This window comes from Pantoea sp. Morm (genome assembly GCF_016643525.1).
Taxonomy (GTDB): Bacteria; Pseudomonadota; Gammaproteobacteria; order Enterobacterales; family Enterobacteriaceae; genus Pantoea; species Pantoea dispersa.
The window spans coordinates 24,265-49,626 of record NZ_VOQX01000007.1; the positions used below are offsets into that span (position 1 = coordinate 24,265).

At 58.7% G+C, this 25,362-nt stretch carries 26 protein-coding genes; 2 read left to right on the plus strand and 24 right to left on the minus strand.

All coding sequences use genetic code 11. The features are described 5' to 3' along the window. Positions 1 to 4 precede the first annotated feature (4 nt). From holB to yceD, 12 genes are all read right to left on the minus strand, one after another. The gene (holB, locus tag FT726_RS04140) at positions 5 to 994 is read right to left on the minus strand and encodes a DNA polymerase III subunit delta' (protein WP_346302421.1); all 990 of its coding nucleotides are present in this window, start codon (positions 992 to 994) and stop codon (positions 5 to 7) included. Next, positions 991 to 1,626, minus strand: a complete 636-nt coding sequence (gene tmk / locus FT726_RS04145) for a dTMP kinase (RefSeq protein ID WP_282996114.1) — start codon at positions 1,624 to 1,626, stop codon at positions 991 to 993. The genes holB and tmk overlap by 4 nt, the downstream gene beginning before the upstream one ends. Then, on the minus strand, positions 1,616 to 2,635 hold the full coding sequence (gene mltG, locus FT726_RS04150) for an endolytic transglycosylase MltG (RefSeq protein ID WP_282996115.1): 1,020 nt from the start codon (positions 2,633 to 2,635) through the stop codon (positions 1,616 to 1,618). The genes tmk and mltG overlap by 11 nt, the downstream gene beginning before the upstream one ends. Next, positions 2,632 to 3,444: an aminodeoxychorismate lyase gene (pabC, locus tag FT726_RS04155; protein WP_282996116.1), complete on the minus strand. Its 813-nt coding sequence runs from the start codon at positions 3,442 to 3,444 to the stop codon at positions 2,632 to 2,634. Before pabC ends, mltG begins: the two co-directional genes overlap by 4 nt. A gap of 123 nt (positions 3,445 to 3,567) precedes the next feature. Further along, positions 3,568 to 4,809: a beta-ketoacyl-ACP synthase II gene (gene fabF, locus FT726_RS04160; protein WP_058759473.1), complete on the minus strand. Its 1,242-nt coding sequence runs from the start codon at positions 4,807 to 4,809 to the stop codon at positions 3,568 to 3,570. An 85-nt stretch (positions 4,810 to 4,894) separates the two neighbouring features. Continuing rightward, the gene (gene acpP, locus FT726_RS04165; protein ID WP_010617251.1) at positions 4,895 to 5,131 is read right to left on the minus strand and encodes an acyl carrier protein; all 237 of its coding nucleotides are present in this window, start codon (positions 5,129 to 5,131) and stop codon (positions 4,895 to 4,897) included. Between the two features lie 153 nt (positions 5,132 to 5,284). Further along, positions 5,285 to 6,019: a 3-oxoacyl-ACP reductase FabG gene (gene fabG / locus FT726_RS04170; RefSeq protein ID WP_021506405.1), complete on the minus strand. Its 735-nt coding sequence runs from the start codon at positions 6,017 to 6,019 to the stop codon at positions 5,285 to 5,287. 10 nt (positions 6,020 to 6,029) lie between these two features. Then, complete coding sequence (gene fabD / locus FT726_RS04175; RefSeq protein ID WP_058759472.1) at positions 6,030 to 6,962, minus strand: ACP S-malonyltransferase; 933 nt, start codon at positions 6,960 to 6,962, stop codon at positions 6,030 to 6,032. A gap of 16 nt (positions 6,963 to 6,978) precedes the next feature. Next, complete coding sequence (locus FT726_RS04180; RefSeq protein ID WP_021506407.1) at positions 6,979 to 7,932, minus strand: beta-ketoacyl-ACP synthase III; 954 nt, start codon at positions 7,930 to 7,932, stop codon at positions 6,979 to 6,981. Then, positions 7,933 to 8,973, minus strand: coding sequence for a phosphate acyltransferase PlsX (gene plsX / locus FT726_RS04185; RefSeq protein ID WP_031279271.1), 1,041 nt, complete (start codon positions 8,971 to 8,973; stop codon positions 7,933 to 7,935). It abuts the gene before it with no gap. Positions 8,974 to 9,000: 27 nt separating this feature from the next. After that, a complete protein-coding gene (gene rpmF / locus FT726_RS04190) occupies positions 9,001 to 9,171 on the minus strand; it encodes a 50S ribosomal protein L32 (protein WP_016192161.1) in 171 nt (56 codons plus the stop codon). A 14-nt stretch (positions 9,172 to 9,185) separates the two neighbouring features. Further along, positions 9,186 to 9,707 (minus strand): 23S rRNA accumulation protein YceD, encoded by a 522-nt coding sequence (yceD, locus tag FT726_RS04195; RefSeq protein ID WP_058759469.1) that lies wholly within the window; start codon positions 9,705 to 9,707, stop codon positions 9,186 to 9,188. Between the two features lie 143 nt (positions 9,708 to 9,850). On the opposite strand from yceD, the gene FT726_RS04200 reads away from it, so the two are divergent. Next, entirely contained in the window at positions 9,851 to 10,432 is a 582-nt protein-coding gene (locus FT726_RS04200) for a Maf-like protein (protein WP_207899730.1), read from the plus strand. 10 nt (positions 10,433 to 10,442) lie between these two features. On the opposite strand, the gene rluC is transcribed toward FT726_RS04200, so the two are convergent. Next, the gene (gene rluC / locus FT726_RS04205) at positions 10,443 to 11,402 is read right to left on the minus strand and encodes a 23S rRNA pseudouridine(955/2504/2580) synthase RluC (protein ID WP_021506411.1); all 960 of its coding nucleotides are present in this window, start codon (positions 11,400 to 11,402) and stop codon (positions 10,443 to 10,445) included. A 573-nt stretch (positions 11,403 to 11,975) separates the two neighbouring features. Between rluC and rne the strand changes: the two genes are divergently transcribed. After that, complete coding sequence (gene rne, locus FT726_RS04210; RefSeq protein ID WP_346302422.1) at positions 11,976 to 15,266, plus strand: ribonuclease E; 3,291 nt, start codon at positions 11,976 to 11,978, stop codon at positions 15,264 to 15,266. 181 nt (positions 15,267 to 15,447) lie between these two features. Here the strand turns inward: rne and flgL are convergent, their stop codons facing one another. The 11 genes from flgL to flgB all read right to left on the minus strand — a co-directional run bounded on the left by flgL (position 15,448) and on the right by flgB (position 25,338). Next, a complete protein-coding gene (gene flgL, locus FT726_RS04215) occupies positions 15,448 to 16,413 on the minus strand; it encodes a flagellar hook-associated protein FlgL (protein ID WP_031279278.1) in 966 nt (321 codons plus the stop codon). A gap of 17 nt (positions 16,414 to 16,430) precedes the next feature. Beyond that, complete coding sequence (flgK, locus tag FT726_RS04220) at positions 16,431 to 18,074, minus strand: flagellar hook-associated protein FlgK (RefSeq protein WP_021506414.1); 1,644 nt, start codon at positions 18,072 to 18,074, stop codon at positions 16,431 to 16,433. Between the two features lie 116 nt (positions 18,075 to 18,190). Continuing rightward, positions 18,191 to 19,132 carry a flagellar assembly peptidoglycan hydrolase FlgJ gene (gene flgJ, locus FT726_RS04225; RefSeq protein ID WP_021506415.1) on the minus strand — a complete coding sequence of 314 codons (942 nt, stop codon included), beginning with the start codon at positions 19,130 to 19,132 and terminating at the stop codon, positions 18,191 to 18,193. Next, complete coding sequence (locus tag FT726_RS04230) at positions 19,132 to 20,181, minus strand: flagellar basal body P-ring protein FlgI (RefSeq protein WP_230201060.1); 1,050 nt, start codon at positions 20,179 to 20,181, stop codon at positions 19,132 to 19,134. The genes flgJ and FT726_RS04230 overlap by 1 nt, the downstream gene beginning before the upstream one ends. A 69-nt stretch (positions 20,182 to 20,250) precedes the next feature. After that, positions 20,251 to 20,961: a flagellar basal body L-ring protein FlgH gene (locus FT726_RS04235; protein ID WP_021506417.1), complete on the minus strand. Its 711-nt coding sequence runs from the start codon at positions 20,959 to 20,961 to the stop codon at positions 20,251 to 20,253. A gap of 62 nt (positions 20,962 to 21,023) precedes the next feature. Next, entirely contained in the window at positions 21,024 to 21,806 is a 783-nt protein-coding gene (flgG, locus tag FT726_RS04240) for a flagellar basal-body rod protein FlgG (RefSeq protein ID WP_021506418.1), read from the minus strand. Positions 21,807 to 21,823: 17 nt separating this feature from the next. Continuing rightward, positions 21,824 to 22,582, minus strand: coding sequence for a flagellar basal body rod protein FlgF (locus tag FT726_RS04245; RefSeq protein ID WP_021506419.1), 759 nt, complete (start codon positions 22,580 to 22,582; stop codon positions 21,824 to 21,826). A 20-nt stretch (positions 22,583 to 22,602) separates the two neighbouring features. Continuing rightward, positions 22,603 to 23,805 (minus strand): flagellar hook protein FlgE, encoded by a 1,203-nt coding sequence (gene flgE, locus FT726_RS04250; RefSeq protein WP_021506420.1) that lies wholly within the window; start codon positions 23,803 to 23,805, stop codon positions 22,603 to 22,605. Between the two features lie 25 nt (positions 23,806 to 23,830). Then, a complete protein-coding gene (gene flgD / locus FT726_RS04255; protein ID WP_021506421.1) occupies positions 23,831 to 24,505 on the minus strand; it encodes a flagellar hook assembly protein FlgD in 675 nt (224 codons plus the stop codon). 12 nt (positions 24,506 to 24,517) lie between these two features. Then, on the minus strand, positions 24,518 to 24,922 hold the full coding sequence (gene flgC, locus FT726_RS04260) for a flagellar basal body rod protein FlgC (RefSeq protein WP_021506422.1): 405 nt from the start codon (positions 24,920 to 24,922) through the stop codon (positions 24,518 to 24,520). Between the two features lie 2 nt (positions 24,923 to 24,924). After that, a complete protein-coding gene (flgB, locus tag FT726_RS04265) occupies positions 24,925 to 25,338 on the minus strand; it encodes a flagellar basal body rod protein FlgB (protein WP_021506423.1) in 414 nt (137 codons plus the stop codon). Between the last annotated feature and the right edge of the window lie 24 nt (positions 25,339 to 25,362).

A 25,362-nucleotide genomic window follows, 5' to 3' on the forward strand; every position in this document is an offset into this window, starting at 1 on the left:
ACCCTTAGCCGACCGTCGCGGGAGACAGCAAACGTCCCCAGGCAAGCAGACAGTCGGTCAGAATCAGTTCACGATTAAGCGCCGCCACGTGTAGCAGCTGCTCGCGACACTGCAGCCACTGCTGCACGCTGGCATTCAGCGCGCTGCTGCTGAACTGCTGCGCCAGCTGCGTCACCACGTCCGGGCGATCGCCATTACTCAGCCAGTTGCTGGCGCCCTGCTGCACTTTCATCGCATCCACCAGCAGCGAAAGCAGCCAGCCGAGGCGAACCGCCACATCGTCGCTGTTGAGCGCCGGCAACAGCTGCAGAATATCGCCGCTCAGTGCGCTGTTCAGGCTGTCGCACAGCGTTTGCCGTGCCTGCCAGCGGTCCGGCTGTAACAAGGCCAGCGCCGCAGCCGGTGCACCGTTGCTCAGACGCAGCGCCGCGCGCAATATCGCTTCCGGCTGCGGCTGCTGTTTCTGCAGCCATTGCAGGCTGTGCGTCTCTTCCGGCGGCGACAGATGCCACGTCATACAGCGGCTGCGCAGCGTGGCCAGCAGTCGCGACGGCTCGCGCACGCTGAGGAAAAACCAGCAGTTAGCGGGCGGCTCTTCCAGCGTTTTCAGGAGCGCGTTGGCGGCGGCTTCGGTCAGTTGCGCCGCATCCGGCAGCCAGACAATTTTCGCGCCGCCCTGCTGGGCAAAATGGTACAGCTTCTCACTGACGTCGCGAACCGCGTCAATGCCGAGCGAGGCTTTCCCCTTTTCTGCTTCCAGCCGATACCAGTCCGGATGGGTGTGTGCCTGCATCAGCTGGCAGCCGTGACACTGACCGCAGCTTTTCAGTCCCTGCGGCTGCTGACACATCAGCCAGCGGCTGACGCCCCACACCAGCGCATCGTCGCCCATGCCCTCAATGGCCTGAATCAGCAGCGCATGATGTGCCTGTCCACTCTGATGGCGAGCAATGATCTGTCGGTATGGCTGGTTCAGCCACGGATACCAGTTCATGCCGCCTGACCCGCCAGCCACTGACGCAGCACGGCTTTAAGTGACGCTGTCACATTATCAATCGGCTGTGTCGCATCGATGGTTTTGATGGTCGGATCGGCAGCGGCCAGCGCCTGATAGCGTTCGCGTGTGCGGGTAAAAAAGTTCAGCGACTCCTGCTCAATGCGATCCAGTTCGCCGCGCGCCCGGGCACGCTGCAGGCCAATCTCTGGCGTGACGTCGAGATAGAGCGTCAGGTCGGGACGAAAATCGCCCAGCACCGCATCGCGCAGCGTGGTCATCAGCTGAGTGTCGAGCCCGCGGCCACCGCCCTGATACGCCTGCGACGAAAGATCGTGACGGTCGCCCACCACCCAGGCACCGCGTGCCAGCGCCGGTTTGATGACGTTTTCTACCAGCTGCACCCGCGCCGCATACAGCATCAGCAGCTCGGCTTTATCACTCACCTGTTCGCCATCAATGCCCTGTTTTACCAGCACGCGCAGCTGTTCGGCCAAAGGCGTGCCGCCCGGCTCACGGGTAAAGACCACGTCTTCAATACCCTGCTCATGCAGGGCCGCGACCACCGCCTCACGCGCGGTGGTTTTGCCGGCGCCTTCCAGCCCTTCGATGACGATAAACTTACTTTTCATTTTTTTCCTTCATCGCCAGCCGGTAAACCTGCACGGCTTTATTATGACTGGCCAGATTGGTGGTAAAGGTGTGACCGCCTTTGCCATCCGCGACGAAATAGAGGTAATTGGTCTTCTCCGGATGGGCCGCCGCTTCCAGCGAGGCGCGCCCCGGCATGGCAATCGGTCCCGGCGGCAGGCCGCTGATGGTATAGGTATTGTACGCGGTCGGGGTCTCAAGATCCTTGCGCGTCAGCGTACCGGTATAGCTGTCGCCCATTCCGTAGATCACCGTGGGATCGGTCTGCAGTTTCATACCGGTGCGCAGGCGATTGATGAATACCGAGGCAACGCGCGCGCGCTCTTCGCTGACGCCGGTCTCTTTTTCGATAATCGACGCCATGGTGACCATCTGCTGCGGCGTTTTATACGGCAGACTGGCCATCCGCCCCTGCCAGATCTCATCCACCAGCTTGTTCATGCGCGTGTGCGCCCGCTCCAGCAGTGCCACATCGCTGGTGTTGGCAGTATACAGATAGGTATCCGGATAGAAACCGCCTTCCAGCTGGCTGACATCAAGCTTAAGCGCGGCCGCAACGCTGGCAAATTCATCATCCGGCAGCGTGTGTTTAAGGTATGGCGCTTTACGCAGCTCAGCCAGCCACTCTTTCAGCCGGGAACCCTCGACAAAGCGCAGCGGAAATTGCGCCTCTTTGCCGCTGGCCAGCAACTGCAGTAGCTGGCGCACCGTCATGTCGGTCTCAAGGCGATACGTCCCGGCTTTGAAGTTAGCCAGATCGGGCTCCAGCTTCAGCAACGGGCCAAACCAGATGCTTTGCAGAATGATGTGCTGGCTCTCCAGCTGCGCTTCCAGCACCACGCGACCGCTGCCGGCCGGCAGGGTATACAGGGTTTCCTGGTGAATGGTTAATGGCGTCGCGGCAAAGCGTTTAATCTGCCAGTAGCTAAATGCGGCAGCCAGGCCAGCGATGACTACGGCGCCGGCAACTATTTTTTTCATTCGGGTCATGATGCTTCCATCGTCTGGCAACTGGCGAGCAGTTGCTGGTACAGCGTACGTGCGGCAAAGGTGACGTCGTCTATTTGCCGCACGGGTAATACTGGCATCAGCGCGTTACAGATTACCACTTCATCGGCGCTTAACACCGCCGTTCGGCTGGCCTCCACCTGCTGGCAGTCGTGACCGGCCTGGGCCAGCTGCGCCAGCAGATAACGACGCATGATGCCATCAACGCCCGCCTGCGCGAGGCGCGGCGTGAAAATGACCTCACCGCTGCGCCAGAATAAATTGGCCGCACAGCATTCCACTACCGTCCCGGCGGTGTCAAGCACCAGCGCTTCGTCAGCGTCGCACGTGTCCAGCTGCTGGCGAATCAGCACCTGCTCCAGCCGGTTGAGATGTTTGATGCCGGCCAGCAGCGGGTTCTGCGCCAGCCGCACCGGGCTGGTCACCAGCCGCGCGCCCTGCTGCTGCAGCGTGGCGTAGTGCTGTGGCCAGGGGGCGAGCGCGATGATACGCGTGGGTTGTGTGCAGCCGGCGCGACTGTAGCCGCGTCCGCCCGCCCCCGGCGTCAGGATCACTTTGAGCACTGCTTCGCGCTGGCCCGCCGCCGCGCGGCGCATCTCTTCCGCCAGTAAGGCGCGGTCCGGCGCGGCCATCAGCAAACGCTGGCAGCCGTCCTGCAGACGCTGCAGATGCGCCTCCAGCAGCTGGATATGGCCCTCTCTGACTGCCGCGGTGGTGAAACAGCCGTCACCAAACTGCACCGCGCGGTCGCGGGCAGAAAGGGTGTCCTGTGCCACTCCGTTAATCCACATGCGCTTCTCCTCTGCCGCTGGCGTCAGCGTTGAATAGCACTGTGGCGCGTAACATTCCACGCCACTGCGTGACAAAATATAAAAAAGGCCCGCATTGCGGGCCTCTGTTCGGCTGGATAGCGCTTATACCTTGCGGAAGATCAGCGAGCCGTTGGTGCCGCCGAATCCAAAGGAGTTACACAGCGTGTACTCCAGTCCGCTGACCTGGCGCGCCGTATGCGGCACAAAGTCCAGATCGCAACCTTCGTCAGGATTGTCGAGGTTGATGGTTGGCGGAACCGCCTGGTCGCGCAGCGCCAGAATCGAATAAATCGCTTCTACCGCGCCTGCCGCACCCAGCAGGTGACCGGTCATCGACTTGGTCGAGCTGACCATCACGCTGTGCGCTGACGCACCAAATACCGACTTCACCGCCTGCGCTTCGGCTTTGTCACCGGCCGGCGTTGAGGTGCCGTGTGCGTTAACGTAGCCAATCTGCGCCGGATCCAGCTGCGCGTCACGCAGCGCGTTGACCATCGCTGCGGCTGCACCTGAACCGTCTTCCGGTGGTGATGTCATGTGGTAAGCGTCGCTGCTCATGCCGAAACCAACGATTTCCGCATAAATCTTCGCACCGCGTTTTTTCGCGTGTTCGTACTCTTCCAGCACCACGATACCGGCACCGTCGCCCAGCACGAAACCGTCACGATCTTTATCCCACGGACGGCTCGCCGCCTGCGGATTATCGTTACGGGTAGAGAGCGCACGCGCCGCGCCGAAACCGCCTACGCCCAGTGGCGTACTGGCTTTCTCAGCACCGCCGGCCAGCATCACATCTGCGTCGTTATACGCGATGATGCGCGCCGCATGACCAATATTGTGCACGCCGGAAGTACAGGCGGTCGCAATCGAGATGCTCGGACCTTTCAGGCCGTACATGATGGTCAGGTGGCCAGCGACCATGTTAACGATGGTTGAAGGCACGAAGAATGGACTGATTTTGCGCGGACCGCCATTGACCAGCGAAGTATGGTTATCTTCGATCAAACCCAGACCGCCGATGCCGGAACCGATAGCCGCACCGATACGTCCGGCATTCTCATCAGTTACGACCAGACCGGAGTCCGCCATAGCCTGAATACCGGCCACAACGCCGTACTGGATGAAGTCATCCATCTTGCGTTGATCTTTGCGCGAGATGTATTCATCGCAATTAAAATCTTTGACCAGACCCGCAAAACGCGTTGCGTAGGCACTGGTATCAAAATGGTCGATCAGGTTAATGCCGCTCTGACCGGCAAGGAGAGCACGCCAGGTAGACTCTACGGTATTGCCGACAGGAGACAACATGCCAAGACCGGTCACAACTACACGACGCTTAGACACGTTCGTCCTCCAGGGAGGGAAATAATGACGCTATGTGGGGCAAACATAAAACTCAGGCGGTCGAATGACCGCCTGAAGATATTCATTAACCTTTATGGTTATTGATATAGTCGATCGCTGCCTGAACGGTAGTGATTTTCTCAGCTTCTTCGTCTGGAATTTCAGTATCAAACTCTTCTTCCAGAGCCATTACCAGCTCAACGGTGTCAAGAGAATCTGCACCCAGGTCTTCAACGAAAGAAGCGCCGTTAACCACTTCGTCTTCTTTAACGCCCAGCTGCTCAGCTACGATTTTCTTAACGCGTTGTTCGATATCGCTCATACTATTTAATTTCCTATCAAAACTCGCTTTCGCGATGGTTTTCGTAGTGTATAAAATGTTGAAAAAGATGCAACAAAATCCCGGCTGGTCGAACCACGATTTTGCGTTATTCTGCGGTGTTTACCGCAGATAATGCAAATGATTTCGTGATTATCAGACCATGTACATGCCGCCATTGACGTGCAGCGTCTCACCCGTGATGTAGGCGGCTTCGTCAGAGGCTAAGAATGCAACAGCATTGGCAATCTCCTGCGGGTCGCCTAAACGACCTGCCGGCACTTCTGCCAGAATGCCCGAGCGCTGATCTTCGTTCAGTGCACGCGTCATGTCCGTCTCAATAAAGCCCGGAGCCACGACGTTTACGGTAATGCCACGTGACGCAACTTCTCGCGCCAGTGATTTGCTAAAGCCAATCAAACCTGCTTTTGCTGCCGCATAGTTTGCCTGACCCGCGTTACCCATGGTTCCAACTACCGAACCGATGGTAATGATACGGCCCACGCGCTTTTTCATCATGGCACGCATGACCGCCTTCGACAGGCGGAACACCGATGTCAGGTTGGTATCGAGGATATCCGCCCACTCATCGTCTTTCATGCGCATCAGCAGATTGTCACGCGTAATGCCTGCATTATTGACCAAAATGTCAACTTCGCCAAATTCGGCGCGAACTTTCTCGAGCACGCTCTCAATAGAGGCCGCATCGGTCACGTTCAGCAGCAGACCTTTGCCCTTGTCGCCGAGGTAAGCACTGATGGCTTCCGCGCCGCTTTCGCTGGTGGCAGTACCCACCACTTTTGCACCGCGTGCCGCCAGCGTTTCCGCGATGGCACGTCCGATACCGCGGCTGGCGCCGGTCACCAGCGCTACTTTACCTTCAAAGCTCATGATTTTCCTCTTATTCCTGGCCAAGCGCCGCAGCCAGTGACGACGGATCGTTCACCGCTGCAGCCGTCAGGCTGTCCACAATTCGTTTGGTCAGGCCGGTCAGCACTTTACCCGGACCGATTTCCAGCAGTTCAGTCACGCCCTGTGCAGCAATAAACTCAACCGCCTCAGTCCAGCGCACCGGGCTGTACAGCTGACGCACCAGTGCGCTGCGAATCGCCGCGGCGTCGCTTTCGCACTTAACGTCAACGTTATTGACCACCGGTACCGACGGCGCATTAAAGGTCACGCTTTCCAGCGCCACCGCCAGCTTATCCGCCGCAGGTTTCATCAGCGCGCAGTGTGACGGCACGCTGACCGGCAGCGGCAGCGCGCGTTTGGCACCGGCCGCCTTACAGGCGGCACCGGCACGTTCAACCGCTTCTTTATTGCCGGCGATAACCACCTGACCCGGCGAGTTGAAGTTGACCGGCGAAACCACCTGGCCCTGCGCGCTCTCTTCACAAGCTTTGCGAATTGCCGCGTCGTCGAGACCGATAATCGCCTGCATGGCGCCCGTACCTTCCGGCACCGCTTCCTGCATCAGTTTGCCGCGCAGTTCAACCAGCTTAATGGCGTCAGCAAAATTCAGCACGCCCGCACACACCAGCGCAGAGTATTCACCGAGGCTGTGTCCGGCCATCAGCGCGGGTTGTGCGCCATTTTTGCTCTGCCAGACGCGATAAATCGCGACCGAGGCTGCCAGCAGCGCCGGCTGGGTCTGCCAGGTTTTATTCAGCTCTTCAGCCGGACCCTGCTGGACCAGCTGCCATAAGTCGTAACCCAGCGCGTCAGAAGCTTCACGGAAAGTGGCTTCAACCTGTGGATTTTCCGCTGCCAGATCGGCCAGCATGCCGACGGTCTGCGATCCCTGTCCCGGGAAAACAAAAGCAATTTGCGTCATCTTGCGTTCCTGTCAATCAAAAGCGAACCAGCGCCGAGCCCCAGGTGAAACCGCCACCAAAGGCCTCGAGCAAAATCAGGTGTCCGGGCTTGATGCGGCCATCACGTACCGCTTCGTCCAGCGCGCTTGGCACCGACGCTGCCGAGGTGTTGCCGTGTCGATCCAGCGTCACCACCACTTTATCCATGCCCATGCCGAGCTTTTTGGCGGTGGCGCTGATGATGCGCAGGTTGGCCTGATGCGGCACCAGCCAGTCAAGCTGTTCACGATCGAGATTATTCGCCTGTAGCGTTTCATCGACGATATGCGCCAGCTCAGTGACCGCGACCTTAAACACTTCGTTGCCGGCCATGGTGAGGTAAGCCGGCTCATCCTGATGCGCGCGATCCTGGTACGGCAGCGTCAGCAGCTTACCGTAGCGGCCATCGGCATGCAGATGCGTGGAGAGGATGCCCGCTTCTTCGCTTGCGCCGAGCACCACGGCACCCGCGCCATCACCAAACAGGATGATGGTGCCGCGATCGTCAGGATCGAGGGTGCGAGCCAGCACATCCGCGCCGATCACCAGCGCGTGCTTCACCGCACCGTTTTTGATGTATTGATCGGCCACGCTCAGCGCATAGGTAAAGCCGGCACAGGCGGCGGCGAGATCGAAGGCGGCGCAGTCGTTGATTTCCAGCATCTGCTGGATCATGCACGCTGAGCTCGGGAAGGCATGGCTGGAAGAGGTGGTTGCCACGATGATCAGGCCAACGTCGCTGGCAGCTACGCCCGCCATTTCCAGCGCACGCTGGGCAGCGGTGAAGCCCATGCTGGCCACCGTTTCATCCGGTGCCGCAATGCGACGTTCACGAATACCGGTCCGGGTGACAATCCACTCGTCCGAAGTCTCCACCATTTTTTCCAGGTCCGCATTGCTGCGAACCTGCTCAGGCAAATAGCTGCCCGTACCGATAATTTTGGTAAACATCTACGCTTTGTCACTCCTGGCTAATACAGCGTCAAGGCGCGCGGCAATTCTCTCGGGAACTTGCTTGCGCACCGCCTGCTCTGCCTGTTCTATCGCCACGGCAAACGCGCGTTGATTCGCCGCGCCGTGGCTCTTGATCACTGTCCCGCGCAATCCTAACAGACAAGCGCCATTGTACTGGTCGGGGTTGAGATGACCGAAAAGTTTAGCCAGACGCTTTTGGATCCAGCGTCCCAGCCATTTCAGCCACCAGGCCCGTTTTTTTCCTTCACCTGACGATTTGAGCAGAGAAAGAAACATTCTTACCACGCCTTCCATGGTCTTCAACGTGACATTACCCACGAAGCCATCACAGACCAGCACATCCGTCTTGCCGGTGAGGAGATCGTTCCCCTCAAGGTAACCAATATAGTTGATCTGCGGCGAGGCCCGCAGCACCGCCGATGCGGCGCGAATCGTCTCCAGCCCCTTCGTCTCTTCCTGACCGATGTTGAGCAGCGCGACGCGCGGCTGGCTGATTTCCAGCACTTCTTCCGCCATCACCGCACCCATCACGGCAAACTGCACCAGCATTTCACTGTCGGAATCGACGTTAGCGCCCAGATCCAGCACCACCGTCTTGCCGTGCTGCTGATGCGGCAGCACGGTCATCAACGCCGGACGCTCAATGCCATCCAGCGGCTTCAGTAATAATTTTGCCAGGCCCATCAGCGCACCGGTATTGCCGGCACTGACGCACGCCTGCGCTTTCCCCTCTTTCACCAGCTCTAACGCCACGCGCATGGAGCTGCCGCGGCTGTTACGAATCGCCTGCGAGGGTTTGGCATCACTTGCAATAACCGATTCGGCAGGGATTACCTGCACACGCCCCAGTAACGAGGAATCCGCTTTGGCAAGAAATGACGAGATGATGTCGGGATCGCCGACCAGAAGAAGAACCAGCTGCGAATGAGAGGCCAGTGCCTGCAAGGCTGCAGGCACTGTCACGCAGGGACCGAAGTCCCCGCCCATGGCATCAACTGCCAGGGTCAAACGTGTCAAGGTATCGCCTTGCGTAACCGCAAAGAATTACTTGGTGATAACCTTGCGACCGCGGTAGTAACCATCCGCAGTGATATGGTGACGCAGATGAGTTTCACCAGAAACTTTATCTACTGACAGAGTGGTAGTGGTCAGCGCATCGTGCGAACGACGCATACCACGCTTAGAACGGGTTGGTTTATTCTGTTGTACGGCCATGGACCTTACTCCTATTACTTACGCTTTAAACTGGCTAATACGGCAAATGGGTTTGGTTTTTCCGCCTCTTCAGGCAGCTGGCCAAAGACCATGTCCGCGTCGGACACTTCACAGTGTTCAGAATCATGCACCGGAACGACCGGCAGCGCGAGGATGAGTTCATCTTCGATCACCGCCAGCAGGTCGATTTCACCGAAATCGTTGACATCGACCGGCTCGTAGGCTTCCGGCAGTGCCTCGGCCTGCTCATCAGAAGAGACAGGACTGAAGCAATAGCTTACGTGCACAGCATGCGGGAACGGTTGGTTGCAGCGTTGACATAACAACGTTACCTGCACATCGGCTGTTCCTTGCAGAACCGCGAGGCGCTGGTTGTCAACCGCAAACGACATGGCACATTCCACATCACTGTCCACACTCACGACCGTTTCGGCCAGGCGCGCCACCAATTCAGGTGCGTAAACACCGTGATAATCCAGGCGTTTTTGCGCGGCGCGGACCGGATCGAGCGTCAGGGGTAATTTTACCTTTTGCATAGGGCGCGCATATTAACTTTGTAACGTCATAGAGTCAAAGAAAAAGGCCGGTTTACAGCATCTTTCACCCGTTAGTCGCATCCAGTGCGGCGCATAGTTTAAAATGCCTGTCATCTTTACGCTATCACTTCTGCAAAAAAATGATGACACCGCTGGTTTTAGCCTCAACCTCTCCGTTCCGTCAGGCGCTGCTGCGCAAGCTCGGCCTGCCGTTTATCACTGCCGCCCCTGAAAGCGATGAAACGCCGCTGCCGGGAGAAGCCGCGCCGCAGCTGGTGCAGCGTCTGGCCATTGCCAAAGCGCAGGCGCTGGCCGCGCGCTATCCTGCGCACTGGATCATTGGGTCCGATCAGGTCTGTGTACTGGACGGCCGCATCGCCGGCAAGCCGCATACCGCAGAGAACGCCTGCCAGCAGCTGGCGCTGGCGAGCGGTAAAGCCATCACCTTTTATACCGGTCTGGCACTGATTCACCCTGCCAGCGCGCAGCAGCATGTGCTGTGTGAACCCTTTACCGTGCATTTTCGGCAACTGAGCGCGGCAGAGATTGCGCGCTACGTCGAGCTGGAGCAGCCGCTGCAGTGCGCCGGCAGTTTCAAAAGTGAGGGACTGGGGATTTGTCTGTTCGAACGGCTGGAGGGGCGCGATCCCAATAGCCTGATTGGCTTACCGCTGATCGCGCTGAATGGCCTGCTAAGGCAGGCGGGCATCAACCCGCTGAGCTGATGCCACGCTGTCAGGCTTTTTTCTGCTGGCGCAGCTGGGACAGGCAGTGCTTCAGTGCCTTATCCAGCGGCGCTTCCATACGCAGGCTTTCGCCGGTGTTGGGATGGGTAAACGTCAGTGCGGCAGCATGCAGGAACAGCCGCGCCAGACCGGTTGGTGCCAGCTGGCGATCGAATTCGCGATCGCCATAGCGATCGTCAAAGGCAATCGGGTGCCCGCCATGCAGGGTATGCACGCGAATCTGATGCGTACGTCCGGTCACCGGACTGGCTTTAACTAATGTCGCCAGGCCAAAACGTTCTTCAACTTTGAAGCGCGTTTCTGACGGCTTGCCCTCGGCGCTGACCCGCACCACGCGCTCGCCGCTTTGCAGAATGTTTTTCAGCAGCGGCGCCTGCACCACTTTCAGGTGCGATGGCCAGTCGCCGCGCACCAGCGCCAGATAATCCTTCTGCATGCCCTTCTCACGCAGCTGCTCGTGCAGTGAACGCAGCGCCGAGCGCTTCTTCGCCACCAGCAAAATGCCGGACGTGTCACGATCGAGACGGTGCACCAGTTCAAGGAAACGCGCCTCCGGGCGCAGCGCGCGCAGCCCTTCAATCACGCCGAAGCTCAGCCCGCTGCCGCCGTGCACCGCGGTGCCGGACGGTTTGTTCAGCACCAGCAGATAATCGTCTTCATACAGAATGCACGACTCCAGCGCCGCCACTTTATCCAGTTTGGGCGACACTGCCTGCTCTTCACGCTCGGCCACGCGCACCGGCGGCACGCGCACTTCGTCGCCGTCTTCCAGCTTATATTCAGGTTTTACGCGCTTCTTATTCACCCGCACCTCGCCTTTACGCAGAATGCGGTAAATCATGCTTTTCGGCACTCCTTTCAGCTGGGTGCGCAAAAAGTTATCAATGCGTTGACCGGCATTTTCAGCCGTGATGGCGACAAACTGTACGCCGGGATTCTCTGTTTTCATGGCGGCGATTCTAAATAGTGTCCCCGGATAGCGCCACCCCTTTTTCTGTGCTTAACTCTGACTTTATCGCCGCGTTACGCGGCCAGAATGCTGGCTTTTTCAACGATGCGATGATTACTCCTGCAAATGAACAGGTTAAGGATGAACAAACTTCACAGCTCGGTAAAAGTCGCCTTGCTATAAGTTGCTAAGCAATGGAATAATGCAGAGGTTTCTGTCCTGGAAAGAGTCAGGCAGGAAAAAGAGCGAAATTAAGGTATTTTGCCGGATGAAACGGACACGCAGCAATGGCGTAAGACGTGATGTTTAATCAGGCACTTAGCGGGCTGCGGGTTGCGGCCTGGACGACAGACTGGGATGTGTGGATTTTTGAATACTCTGTAGCACTTCCACCTTCAGGCGCTGGTTTTCCTTATGAAAAACAGGCCACCGACAAGATTTGCGCCCCTTTAGCCGCCGACAACCGTGAGGTTGACGTCAGTGCATGCAGACACGGGGCCATCGGTTGATTCTCGTCCAGGGTAACGATGCCCGCAGCTTTATCACTCATGTGAGAATAACGAGTAAGTCACGATGAAAAGAATGTTAATCAACGCAACTCAGCAGGAGGAGTTGCGCGTTGCCCTTGTTGACGGACAACGTCTGTACGATCTGGATATCGAAAGCCCCGGACACGAGCAGAAAAAAGCCAACATCTACAAAGGTAAAATCACCCGTATTGAACCCAGCCTCGAAGCTGCGTTTGTTGATTACGGTGCCGAGCGTCACGGTTTCCTCCCTCTGAAAGAAATTTCCCGCGAATACTTCCCTGCTAATTACAACGCGCATGGCCGTCCGAACATCAAAGATGTGCTGCGTGAAGGCCAGGAAGTGATCGTACAAATCGATAAAGAGGAGCGCGGTAATAAAGGGGCAGCACTGACCACCTTTATTTCGCTGGCCGGTAGCTATCTGGTGCTGATGCCCAACAACCCGCGCGCTGGCGGCATTTCCCGCCGTATCGAAGGTGATGACCGTACCGAGCTGAAAGAGGCGCTGTCAGCGCTGGAGCTGCCGGACGGCATGGGCCTGATCGTGCGTACCGCTGGCGTCGGCAAATCTGCCGAATCGCTGCAGTGGGACCTCAGCTTCCGTCTGAAGCACTGGGAAGCCATCAAAAAAGCCGCAGACAGCCGCCCGGCACCGTTCCTGATTCATCAGGAAAGTAACGTGATTGTGCGCGCCTTCCGCGACTACCTGCGTCAGGATATCGGTGAAATCCTTATCGATAACCCGAAAGTGCTGGAGCTGGCGCGTCAGCACATCGCCGCGCTCGGTCGTCCGGACTTCAGCAGCAAAATCAAACTGTACACCGGTGAAATTCCGCTGTTCAGCCACTACCAGATCGAATCGCAGATTGAATCGGCGTTCCAGCGCGAAGTGCGTCTGCCGTCCGGCGGTTCTATCGTTATCGACAGCACCGAAGCGCTGACCGCCATCGATATCAACTCCGCCCGCGCTACACGCGGTGGTGATATCGAAGAGACCGCCTTCAACACCAACCTGGAAGCCGCCGACGAGATTGCCCGTCAGCTACGTCTGCGCGACCTCGGTGGTCTGATTGTTATCGACTTCATCGATATGACGCCGGTGCGCCATCAGCGCGCCGTGGAAAACCGTCTGCGTGAAGCGGTACGTCAGGATCGGGCGCGTATCCAGATCAGCCACATTTCACGCTTTGGTCTGCTGGAGATGTCGCGTCAGCGCCTCAGCCCGTCACTGGGTGAGTCCAGCCATCACGTCTGCCCGCGCTGTAGCGGTACCGGCACCATTCGTGATAACGAATCGCTGTCGCTGTCGATCCTGCGTCTGATTGAAGAAGAAGCGCTGAAAGACAACACCAAAGAAGTGCACGCCATTGTGCCGGTTCAGGTGGCCTCTTACCTGCTGAACGAAAAACGTGAAGCGGTCAGTGCGATTGAGAAACGTCAGGGCGGCGTGCGTGCCATCATCGTGCCAAACGATCAGATGGAAACGCCGCACTACTCGGTGCTGCGCGTGCGCAAAGGTGAAGAGACGCAAACCCTCTCCTATCACCTGCCGAAACTGCATGAAGCTGAGATGGCGCTGCCTTCGGAAGAAGAGCACGCTGAGCGTCGTCGTCCGGAGCAGCCTGCACTGGCCGCCTTCGTGATGCCGGATGCACCACCGGCTCCGGTTGAAGTGAGCGAAGAGAGCCAGCCGGCAGCGGTTGACGTCAAAGCCAAACCGGCGGTCGCAGCACCCGCGACCGTCAGCACCGGTTTTGTTGCGCGCCTGCTTGGTGGCCTGAAAAAACTGTTTGCTGGTGATGCTCCCGCCGCAGCCCCTGCTGAAGAGAAGACCGAAGCGAAAACCGCGGAAGGTGACAGCACCCAGCAGCGTGGTGAGCGTCGTAACAATCGCCGCAACAACAACAATCGCCGCGAGCGCACACCGCGTAACAGTGAGCATGCACAGAGCCGTGAAGGTCGTGAGCCACGTGAAGCGCGCGAGCCACGTGAACCCCGTGAGCCTCGTGAAGCCCGCGAGCCACGCGATCAGGATAACCGCCGTAACAAGCGTCAGAATGACGCGCGCGGCGAACGTCCGGCGCTGACTGAAGAGCAACTGCAGCAGCGTGATGAGCAGCAGCAACAGCGTCGCGAACAGCGTGCTGAGCGCCAGCGTCGTCGTCAGGAAGAAAAGCGTGCGCAGCAGGAACCGCAGGTTGCTGAGCAGGTGCCTGTTGTTGATAGCGTTGATGACAGCGTTGCGCAGGAAGACGAACGCGTTCAGGTTATGCCGCGTCGCAAACAGCGCCAGCTCAGTCAGCGCGTGCGCGTAGGTGACAACGCTGAGGCGATCCCTGCTGAGCTGCCTGCCGCCGCCGTTACTGAAGCGGTGCAGGAAAACAGCCAGCGCGCCCAGCTGAAAGAGCAAGCCGAAACCGCTCAGGATGAGCAGGATGACAGCGAGAACCGTGACGGGGCCAACATGCCGCGCCGTTCACGTCGCTCACCGCGTCATCTGCGCGTCAGCGGTCAGCGTCGTCGTCGCTATCGTGACGAGCGCTACCCTACGCAGTCTGCGATGCCGCTGGAAACAGCAGCTGCCTCACCAGAGATGGCGTCAGGCAAAGTGTGGATCACCTATCCGGTCACACAGACTCATGAGCACTTCACCTCTAACCAGGCGCTGAACGAAATGCCAGACTATGGCTATCAGGATGCCGCCCCGGCGGAAGAACTGCCTGTAGCTGTCGAAGCCGCTGCCGTGGCACAGCCAGAAACGCCAGCGCCAGAAGTGGTGCATCAGGCTGAACCGCAGGCGCACACTGAGGTGCCGGTGGTGAATACTGATGACCTGACGCCAGTGGCGGCACCGGTTGATCACCAGCCAGCAGTGATTTCCGCAGCCGATGAAGCAGTTGCACAGGAAACCGCAGCAGAAGCGCAACCGGCTGTTACGCCTGCCGATGAGACGCAGCCAGTGGTTACCGAAGTGGTTACCGAAGCGGTTAGCGCAGCGGAACAGGCTCCGATCGAGGTGTCACCCGCGGTTGAAGCGCAGGTAGAAGAAGTGCTGTCCGCGCCGGTAGCGGCCGAAGCACCAGTCGCGCCGGTCACCGAACCGCACGCACCGGTTGCCGCCCGTGATACCGGGGTCAGCCATGCTGAGACCCGCTTTAAGCATCACGCTACGGCGCCGATGACCAAAGCACCGGCACCGGCATGGGAACCTGAGCCCGTGCGCCACAGTGACTGGGTCCGTCCGGCCTTCAACTTCGAAGGACGCGGTTCAGCCGGTGGTCACAGTGCCACGCATCAGGCTACCGCACCGGCTACCCGTCCGGAAAGCGCGTAAGTCTCTGCTGTAGAACATTACCGTATCCAAACCCCGGCTGGTCCGGGGTTTTTTATTGCCCGCATTCTCCCCTCCCACCTGACTGAACACTCTGAATAAAAGCCAAAAAAAATCCCACGGCCCTCGCAGGCAGTGGGAAAAACTAAGCGTACCCGGTTTAAGTACGCTCAAACAGTCAGGTTTATTTATTCATCTGGAACAGCGACATCTTCGACATATCGCTAAAGGTGGTGTACGACGCCTGCAGCAGCTGCTGCTGCATGGTGTAGGTAGAAATGGCTTCGGTGTAATCGACGTTCACCAGCGTGCTCATCTGATCTTTCAGCGTCACCTTGCGGTCGTCACCTTTTGCATCCAGCGTATCCAGTTCGTCCAGCTGGGTACCAATCTCAGAACGCACCGCCAGCACGTTGTTCAGCGAGTTGCTGAAGCCACGGTTGGCCTTGTCCATCGCCGCGCTGAAGGTCTGTTTAGTGGCATCGTCAGCGTCATTCTGCGGCACTTTCAGCGCCGCAATGGCGTCATCCAGCATATCGAACAGGTTAGTCTGGCTGGCGCTGCCATCCGGCTCCGGCTTGGCGTTGCTGGTCAGCTGGTCAAAAATTGAATTACCGGTATGGCCCACCGTCATGGTGCGTTCGCTGTCGACTTTCTGGGTGATCGCGTCGCTGCCACCGCTATAGATGATTTTACCGCTGGCATCTTCGGTGAACGGCGGCTTGTCGGACTCATAGCCGGCAAACAGGTAGCGGCCGTTCCCGTCTTTGCTGTTGGCCAGGTTGAGCAGCTGCGAGCGAATGCCCTCCAGCTGGGTAGCATAAGACGCACGGTCATCGTCACTCAGCGAGCCGTTACCGGCGCTGATCAGCGTGGATTGCGCCGACTGAATCGCCGTCGTGACATCACTCAGCGTGCTCTCTTCCAGCGACAGTCCCTGATTTGCGAACGAACGCGCCAGCGCAAACTGGCTGTCGCGCGCCTGCGTCTGCGACAGCACCACAGCGCGCGAAGCGGCGATCGGATCGTCAGACGGATTGGTCACGCGGCGACCGGTTGACAGTTGTTCACCCGCTTTCAGCCAGGAGGATTGCGCGTCAGTGACGCCGCGCACCTGCTGGTCGAAAATCATATTGGTACTGAGTCTCATCGGTCAGGCCTCCCGTATTAACCGCGAATGCTCATCAGAGCATCGAAAATGGTATTGGCGGTTTGCAGTACCTGCGCGTTCGCCATGTAAAATTGCTGATATTTGCTCAGGTTGGCGTACTCTTCGTCGAGGTTTACGCCAGAAACCGACTGCTGACGTTCGGTCAGCTGCGTCACCACGCCCTTCTGGGTGGTAGCGGCGGTTTCGAGGTTTTTGGTTTTGTTGCCGACGGTGCTCACCAGGCTGGCATAACCCTGCGCCAGCGTGGCGTTACCGTTAATCAGTTTGGCATCCTGCAGGTCCAGCAGCTTTTGCGCGTTACGGTTATCGCTGGCGCCACCCGCAGCCGAAGCTGCCGCGATCTGCGATTCACTGGTGATAGCCACTGACATGCCGCTAATCACATCCTGCACCGGTTTGACCAGGAAGCTGTCTTTGGCGTTAGCCGTTCCATTTACCGTTAATGACAGTCCGTCAAAGCTCATGGTGGTATTGCCGGCACCGTCGCTGCCCATGGTCGGCGTCACTTTCACGTTGTCGGAAAGACGCGTCACCGACCAGTTGCTGCCGTCATAGCTGACGCTGTAGTTAGAGGCTTTCATCGCCCCGGTGTCGGTCCAGCTGGCACTGACGGTGGCGGCTGAGGTGTTTTTGCTGTTGGTCACCACTGTCGGGCTACCAATATTGAAGAAGTTGATGCCGGTGTTGCCTTTGCTGTCATAGCCCTGGCTGTGCACCTGGTTGAAGCTGGTGGTGAATGCCGCTGCCAGCTGCCCGAGCTGGTTCTGCGCGTTATCCAGATCCTGGGTACGGAACGCCAGCAGGCCCCCGAGCGAACCGGTGGTCAGCGTTTTTTCCGGGATCTCAACGTTACCGGCCTGCTTATCGACATAGCCCACGGTAATGCGCGACGCATCGCTGCTGGAAGGCATGGCGATCAGCGAGGTGGTTTTGCTGCCGTTGACCAGCGTGGTGTTGCCCATCGAGACGATGTAGTTACCGTCCTGCTGCGAAACGTTTACGCCGACCAGGCCATTCAGGTTATTGACCAGCTGATCGCGCTGATCGAGCAGGTCGTTAGGCGCAGAGCCGCCGCCGGTGGTCAGCTTGGCGATCTGCGTGTTGAGATCGGCAATCTGGCTGGAGTAGGTGTTGATCTGCTCGACGCTGGCTTTGATGTCCGTATTGACGCTGTTTTGCATGCTGGTCAGATACTGTGCGGTAGTCTGGAACTGGTTTACCAGTCCCTGCGCATAGCTCAGCATAGACTGACGCGCAGAAGGATCGTCCGCGTTACTCACCACGTTCTGCACGTTAGTGAAAAAGCTCTGAATCGAGTCAGACAGGCTGGTGGTCGACGTCGACAGCAGATCATCAATATTCGAAATCTGGTTGTACTGTGAATTGACCGCGCTGTAGTTGGCGCTGTTACCGCGCAACTGGGCGGTAATAAACTCATCGTATTCACGCTGCACGCCGGTCACGTTGACGCCGTTGCCATAATAGTTGCTGCCCTGCAGCGTACTGTTGGCCTGCGACAGCAAAATCGTCTGGCGCGAATAACCGGCCACGGTGTAATTACTGATGTTGTTACTGGTGGTGCTTAATGCGGCCTGTGCGGCGCTCAGCCCGCTCATCGCGGAGTTAATTATGCTGGACATCTCGGTTCCTTTTTCCCGTTAACCGGGCTGGCAGTCATCAGTGCGATTGCGCGGGCCACAACGCCCGCGGCATGTGAAGGTTATCGGCGTGCTTAAGCGAAACTTGAGCAGAAAAATCAGAACAGGTCGGTGAAATCCTGGCTGTAAGCCTTAACCACTTTTTCGCCCATGTTTTTGAATTGCTGGATCATTCCTACCAGTTTCTGCGCATATTTCGGGTCAGTCGCGTAGCCGGCCGCCTGCAGCGCGCGCGCACCCTGCTCGGCGCTCGGTGCGTTCGCCACCGCCGCATAACGTGGATTACTGGAAATCAACCGGACGTAGTCGCTGAGCGCTTCGAAATAGGAGCCATAAACGCGGAAGGTGGCGCGCACTTTCTTCGCTTCACCGCCCTCGTATTCCGTGGTCATGATGTCGGTGGTTTCGCCCTTCCAGTCGCCGCTGGCTTTGATCCCGAACACGTTGTAGCTCGGCTTGCCGTCGCGCGTCAGGATCTGCCGCTGGCCCCAGCCGGACTCCAGTGCCGCCTGCGCCAGAATCAGATGGTGAGGAATGCCGCTCTGCTGGCTGGCCACTTTCGCCGGCTGCGCCAGCTGGGCGATAAACTCATTGCTGTCACCCGGCAGGCTGGCCGGCGAGACCGGCAGACGCGGCACCGCTTTGCGCACCATCTGCTCCAGCTGCGTGGGCGCCATGCTGCTATAGATGAAGCTGTTATCCAGTTTCATCGGCACGGTACCGGCGCTTTCGTCCGGTGCCTGCGCCGGCTGCATCTGTTTGACAATGGTGTCGGCCAGACCCAGTCCGCGCTTGCCGATTTCCTGTGCAATCTGCTGATCGTAAAGCGAGGTGTAAAGCCGCGTCTGATCGTTGCTCAGCATGCCATCCTGCGGCAGCGCTTCACGCATGCTCTTCAGCATCATCTGCACGAACATCCCTTCGACCTGCTTCGCCACCTGCAGCGCTTTGCCTTTCGGATCCACGGCAGCCTGGCGTTTCAGTTCGTTCAGCGAGCGGCTGTCATACGCCGCGTTCATCAGCGATTGCGTATCGGTCATCAGATAATTTCCAGCTTCGCGCGCAGGCAGCCCGCGCTCTCCATCGATTGCAGAATCGACATCAGCTCAATCGGTGTCGCACCCAGCGCATTCAGCGCCCGCACTACGTTGTTCAGGTTGGCACTGGCGTTAACCCGCTGCAGCGCGCCACCGCTCTGACGCAGATCGATCTGCGTTTGCGTGGTGGCAACCGTCTGACCACCGGCAAACGGCGTATCCGGCTGGCTGACGTTCTGCTGCTGATTAACCGTGACCGACAGGTTGCCCTGCGCCACCGCACAGGTGTTGAGCGTCACTTCGCGATTCATCACCACTGAACCGGTGCGCGAGTTAATGATCACTTTGGCGTCTTCCAGCGGTACCGACACGTCGATGTTCTGGATCTCCGCCAGCAGACGTACCTGCGAGCTGTTGTTTGGCGACACGCGAATTTGCACGGTACGGGCGTCCAGCGGCAGCGCTGACCCTACGCCACGGCTGTTGATGGCATCGGCGATGCGCTGCGCCATAGTGAAATCTTCGTTGTTAAGCTGCAGGTTGATGGTGTTCTGGCTGCCGAAGTTGCTCTGCAGCTCACGTTCCACGGTGGCGCCACCGGTAATGCGGCCGCCGTTGAGCTGGTTAACCTGCACGCTGCTGCCGCCGGCCGAGGCTCCCGCCCCGCCGACCAGAATGTTACCCTGCGCCAGCGCGTAAACCTGGTTATCGACGCCCTTCAGCGGCGTCATCAGCAGCGTACCGCCGCGCAAGCTTTTGGCGTTACCCAGAGAGGACACCACCACGTCAACCGTCTGTCCCTGACGGGCAAACGACGGCAGTTTGGCGGTGACCATCACCGCCGCCACGTTTTTCAGCTGCATGTTGGTGCCGGCAGGCACGGTGATGCCCAGCTGCGACAGCATGTTACTCACCGTTTGCGTGGTGAACGGCGTCTGGGTGGTCTGGTCACCGGTGCCGTCAAGGCCAACCACCAGACCGTAACCAATCAGCTGGTTATCGCGTACGCCCTGCACGCTGGTGAGATCGCGGATGCGGTCGGCCTGCGCCATCAGGCTGCTGATGCCGAGCAACAGGCCCAGGCCCAAACGCAGCAGTGTAGTGTTTTTCATCATGACCTCTTACATCGGCGAGACGTTCAGGAAGAAGCGCTGGAACCAACCCATGGTCTGCGCCTCATTGATATAACCGTTACCGACGTACTCAATACGTGCATCGGCGACCTGCGTTGACAGCACCGCGTTGCTGGCGCTGATGGTGCGCGGGTTCACTACGCCAGAGAAGCGAATAAATTCGGTGCCCTGGTTGATTTCAATCTGTTTCTCGCCGACCACGCGCAGGTTGCCGTTCGACAGCACCTGGTTAACGGTGACGGTGATGGTGCCGGTAAAGGTATTGTTGGCGGTTGCGCCACCTTTGCCAGCGAAATCGTTTTTGCCGTTGGCATCGAGCGCGGCTTTTTCGCCGCCGGCGCCCACCAGTCCGGCCAGGCCGGTTGGGATGGCGCTCAGGCCAAAGCTGTTACTGCCGTCGCGGCTGGCATTGGCTGAAGAGCTTTTGCTGGCGCTGACGTTTTCCTGCAGCGTAATGGTCAGGGTGTCACCAATGTTACGTGGACGACGATCCTCAAACAGCGGCTGATAGCCGTAGTTGAGCGGCGCCACGCCCTGAAAAATGGAACCGTTCACCACCGGCGGTGCGGATGGCGTCGGCTCAGCCGTCGTCGCACCCTGTACCAGTGGCGTGCGCGGCACCAGCGCACAACCGTTAAGGGTCAGTAGCAGCGTGGCTACTAACCAATGCCCAGGCTTGAGAATCACTTGCTTCGCCACGGAGTTCTGACCTTTTTCATGTTCTTAATCGGGCCAGACGCGCTGGCCCAACGATCCCGGCATTACAGCTGGGTTAACTTCTGCAGCATCTGATCGGAGGTGCTGATCGCTTTGCTGTTGATCTCATAAGCGCGCTGCGTCTGGATCATGGTCACCAGCTCTTCCGCCACGTTGACGTTGGAGGTTTCCACGTAACCCTGATACAGCAGACCGGCCCCGTTCTGGCCCGGCGTGCTTTCGGTCGGCGCACCTGAGGCCTGGGTTTCCTGATAGAGGTTTTCCCCGACGCTATCCAGTCCGGCATCGTTCATGAAGGTGCTGAGCGTCAGCTGGCCAACCTGCGCCGGCTGCGTCTGCCCCTGCTGTGTCACCGTCACTACGCCGTCACGCGCAATGGTGATGCTGGTGGCATTCGCCGGAATAGTGATGCCTGGCTGCACCGGAAAACCGGCGTTGGTCACCAGCTGGCCGTTCTGGTCCACCTGGAACGAGCCGTCGCGGGTATACGCAGAGGTGCCGTCCGGCATCTGCACCTGGAAATAGCCCTGACCGTTGATCGCCACATCTTTTGAGTTGCTGGTCTGCGACAGGTTGCCCTGGTTGTGCAGACGTTCGGTGGTCACCGGACGCACACCGGTACCGATCTGCAGGCCCGACGGCAGCGTGGTCTGTTCTGACGACTGCGCACCCGGCTGACGCAGGGTCTGGTACATCAGGTCTTCGAACACCGCGCGTGAACGCTTAAAGCCGTTGGTGCTGACGTTCGCCAGGTTGTTGGCGATGACGTCCATGTTGGTCTGCTGTGCGTCAAGACCGGTTTTCGCGATCCATAAAGAACGAATCATTGTGTTTTCCTTAAGCCTTAGCTGCTCATATTGAGCAGCTGATTAGCCCGCTGTTCGTTTTCATCGACGTTGGAGATCACTTTCATCTGCATCTCGAAACGTCGGGCGTTGGCGATCATGTCGACCATGGTTTCCACGGGCTTCACGTTGCTGCCCTCCAGCACGCCCGGCATCACCTGCACGGTCGCGTCATTCGGCAGCGCCGCGCCGCGCTGTGCCTGAGTGGCGGCGTTGGGACGGAACATGCCGTCATCACCGCGCGTCAGTTCCTGGCCTGTGGCACGTACCAGCTTCAGCCGTCCGAGCTGCACCGTGGCGTTCGGCGCGTCACCGGCGTTAAGCGCGGTGATGGAGCCGTCGGCGGCAATGGTCAGTTGCGCGCCCTGCGGCACGGCAATCGGACCGCCATCGCCCATCACGGGATTGCCCTGAATGGTCAGCTGGCCGGTCGGGCTAATCTGCATGTTACCGTTGCGGGTATAAGCTTCGCTGCCGTCAGCGGTACGCACCGCCAGCCAGCCATCCTGCTGCACCGCCACATCGAGCGGACGCTCGGTATAATCGAGCGAGCCCTGCGACATATCGGCACCCGGCGTCGAAGCGGCCACCAGCGTACGTGTTGGCAGCGACCAGCCGTTGACCGGCACCGCGCGCAGCGCATTGAGCTGAGCGCGAAAGCCCGGCGTCGAGGCGTTGGCGAGGTTGCTGGCGGTGACAGACTGTTGCTCCATCGTCTGACTGGCCGCGCCCATCGCGGTATATATTGCGTGATCCATAAAGCAATCCCGTTAGCGTATTAACGAAGGTTGACCAGGGTGTTAAGAATCTGGTCCTGCGTTTTGATGGTCTGGCTGTTGGCCTGATAGTTACGCTGGGCAACGATCATATTCACCAGCTCTTTACTCAGGTCGACGTTGGACGCTTCCAGCGCGCCGGAGGTCAGGTTGCCGTAGGTACCGGTGCCTGCCAGACCGACTGCCGCCTGGCCCGAAGAGTTGGTTGCCGACCAGACGTTATCACCCTCGGACTTCAGCCCTTCCGGGTTAGAGAAACTCGCCAGCACAATCTGACCCAGCAGCTGGGTTTTCTGGTTGGAGTAAGTCCCGGTGATGGTGCCGTCGTCGTTGATGGTGTAGCTGGTCAGATCGCCCGGTGCATAGCCATCCTGGGTTGGGTTACCGAAGTTGGTTTTGCCGGTGTTCTGCTGCAGGCTGCCGAGCACGCTGAGGCTGACGGCCTGGTTGGCCGCAGCACCGTTGGCACCCTGAATGGTCAGCGCCACGGTGCTGGCCGAGGTCAGGTTACCGCTGGTATCGAATACCATGTTGAAGTTACCAGCAGCCTGACCGGTGGTGGAATCAATCGCGTGCACCGTCCAGTTGTTGTCGGCCGTTTTGACGTAGTACAGATCCAGCGCGTGGTCGTTACCCTGCGAGTCGTACACGGTCACGGTGCTTTTAGCGTTGTAAGTATCCACGTTGGTCGCCGTGAACGCACCGCCGGTTGGCACCGCATCGGTTGAGTTCAGGTTGGATACCATGGTGGCGGTAGTGGTGGCGCGCGCCGACATCTGGGTGGTCGGAATGCTCAGCGCGACCGGGTTGGCACCGGCCTGAATGGTTGGCGGAGTGCCGTTAGCCGGATAGCCGGTTACGGTCAGGCCCTGGGTGTTCACCAGGTTACGGTTTTCGTCCAGCGTGAACTGGCCGTTGCGCGAATAGAACACGCCGCCGCTGGCGTCGGTCAGACGGAAGAAACCGTTGCCGCTCAGCGCCACGTCCAGCCCACGGCTGGTGGAAGTGGTGGTGCCGTCGTTAAAGTTCTGAATCACCGCTGCGACTTTGGTACCCATACCAACGTTCGAACCGGCGAACATATCGGCAAACGCGATGGTGCTGGATTTAAAGCCGGCCGTCGCCGAGTTGGCGATGTTGTTACCAATAACGTCGAGGTTGCTGGAGGCAGCGCCCAGGCCGCTCACCGCTTGTGAAAATGACATGCTATTTCTCCTGCTAAGAGGTTAGTCAGAGAATCTGACGAATTTCATCGAGGGTCGCGGAGCCCATGGTGCCGAGATCCAGTTTTGCGGTGTTATTCACGGTGCTGACGCCGTTGACATAGGCGTAGTTCAGCGGCTGTGCCACCAGTTGGGTGCTGCCATTGCTGGCGGCGAGTGAAACCGTATATTTGCCGTCCGGTGCGGCGCTGCCATCGTCCATCTTGCCGTCCCACGAGAAGGTGTGAACGCCGGCGCTGAGACCGCCGAGATCGATGGAGCGCACTACGCTGCCGTTGCCATCTTTGATGGTGACGCTGGTGGCGGTCGACGCGGTGCCCAGCTCCACGCCAAACGGCGTGCTGGTGCCGCTGCCGACCAGCACCTGGCTGCCCTTCACCATCACGCCATGGCCGATCAGCGTTGAGCTCTGCAGCGACTGGCTGGTGCTGATCTGACCGGAGATCGATCCCAGCGTGGTATTGAGTTTTTCAATGCCGCTCAGGGTGTTGATCTGCGTCAGCTGGGTTGTCAGCTGACTGTTGTCCATCGGGTTAGTCGGGTCCTGATTTTTTAGCTGCGTCACCAGCATGTTCAGGAACTGGTTTTGCAGATCCTGCGCGCTGTTGCCGCTGCCGGTGCTGCTGCTGGAGCTGAGGACCGTGGGGTCGAGGTTGTCTTTAATCCCTACTGCAAGGCTCATAATGCGTCTCCGTTACTGACCCATGGTGAGGGTTTTCATCATCATTGACTTCACCGTGTTCAGCACTTCGACGTTGGCCTGATAGCTGCGCGACGCGGACATGGTGTTAACGGTTTCGGCGACCACGTCGACGTTAGGCATTTTGACGTAGCCTTTCTGGTCAGCCAGCGGATTACCCGGGTCATACACCAGTTTGGCGGGCGTCGGGTCGTTCACGACACCGGCTACTTTGACGCCGCCGGTGGCCGCGCCCTGAGCGGCATCGGTCTGGAAAATCACCTGCTTCGCCACGTACGGCTGGCCGTCCGGCCCGGTGACGCTGTCGGCGTTGGCCAGGTTACTGGCGCTGACGTTGAGCCGCTGTGACTGTGCGGTCATCGCAGAACCGGCGATATCAAAGATATTCAGCAATGCCATGATTATTGCCCCTGCAGAACGCTCATCATGCCTTTGATCTGGCTACTGATGAGGGTGAGATCGGTTTGGTATTTCAGGCTGTTATCCGCAAACTGCGTACGCTCGCGATCCATATCCACGGTGTTACCATCCGCGGCAGGCTGATCGGGAATGCGGTACAGCAGATCCAGTGCGGGCTGTGAGTTGGTCTGCGCTTCAATGTGACGTGATGACGTGACATTGAGCGCCAGGCTGCTGCCTTCGGCACGGCCGTTCTGCATCACCTTGCTCAGCTGGCTGGCAAAGTCGATATCCCGCGCCTGGTAGCCCGGGGTATCGGCGTTGGCAATGTTAGACGCCAGAATCTCCTGGCGCTGCGCCCGCAGGTTTAATGCTTCTGTACCAAATCGCAGCGCGGCATCGAGTTTGTCGAGCATGCTTCCTCCGCGAATGAGAATTTC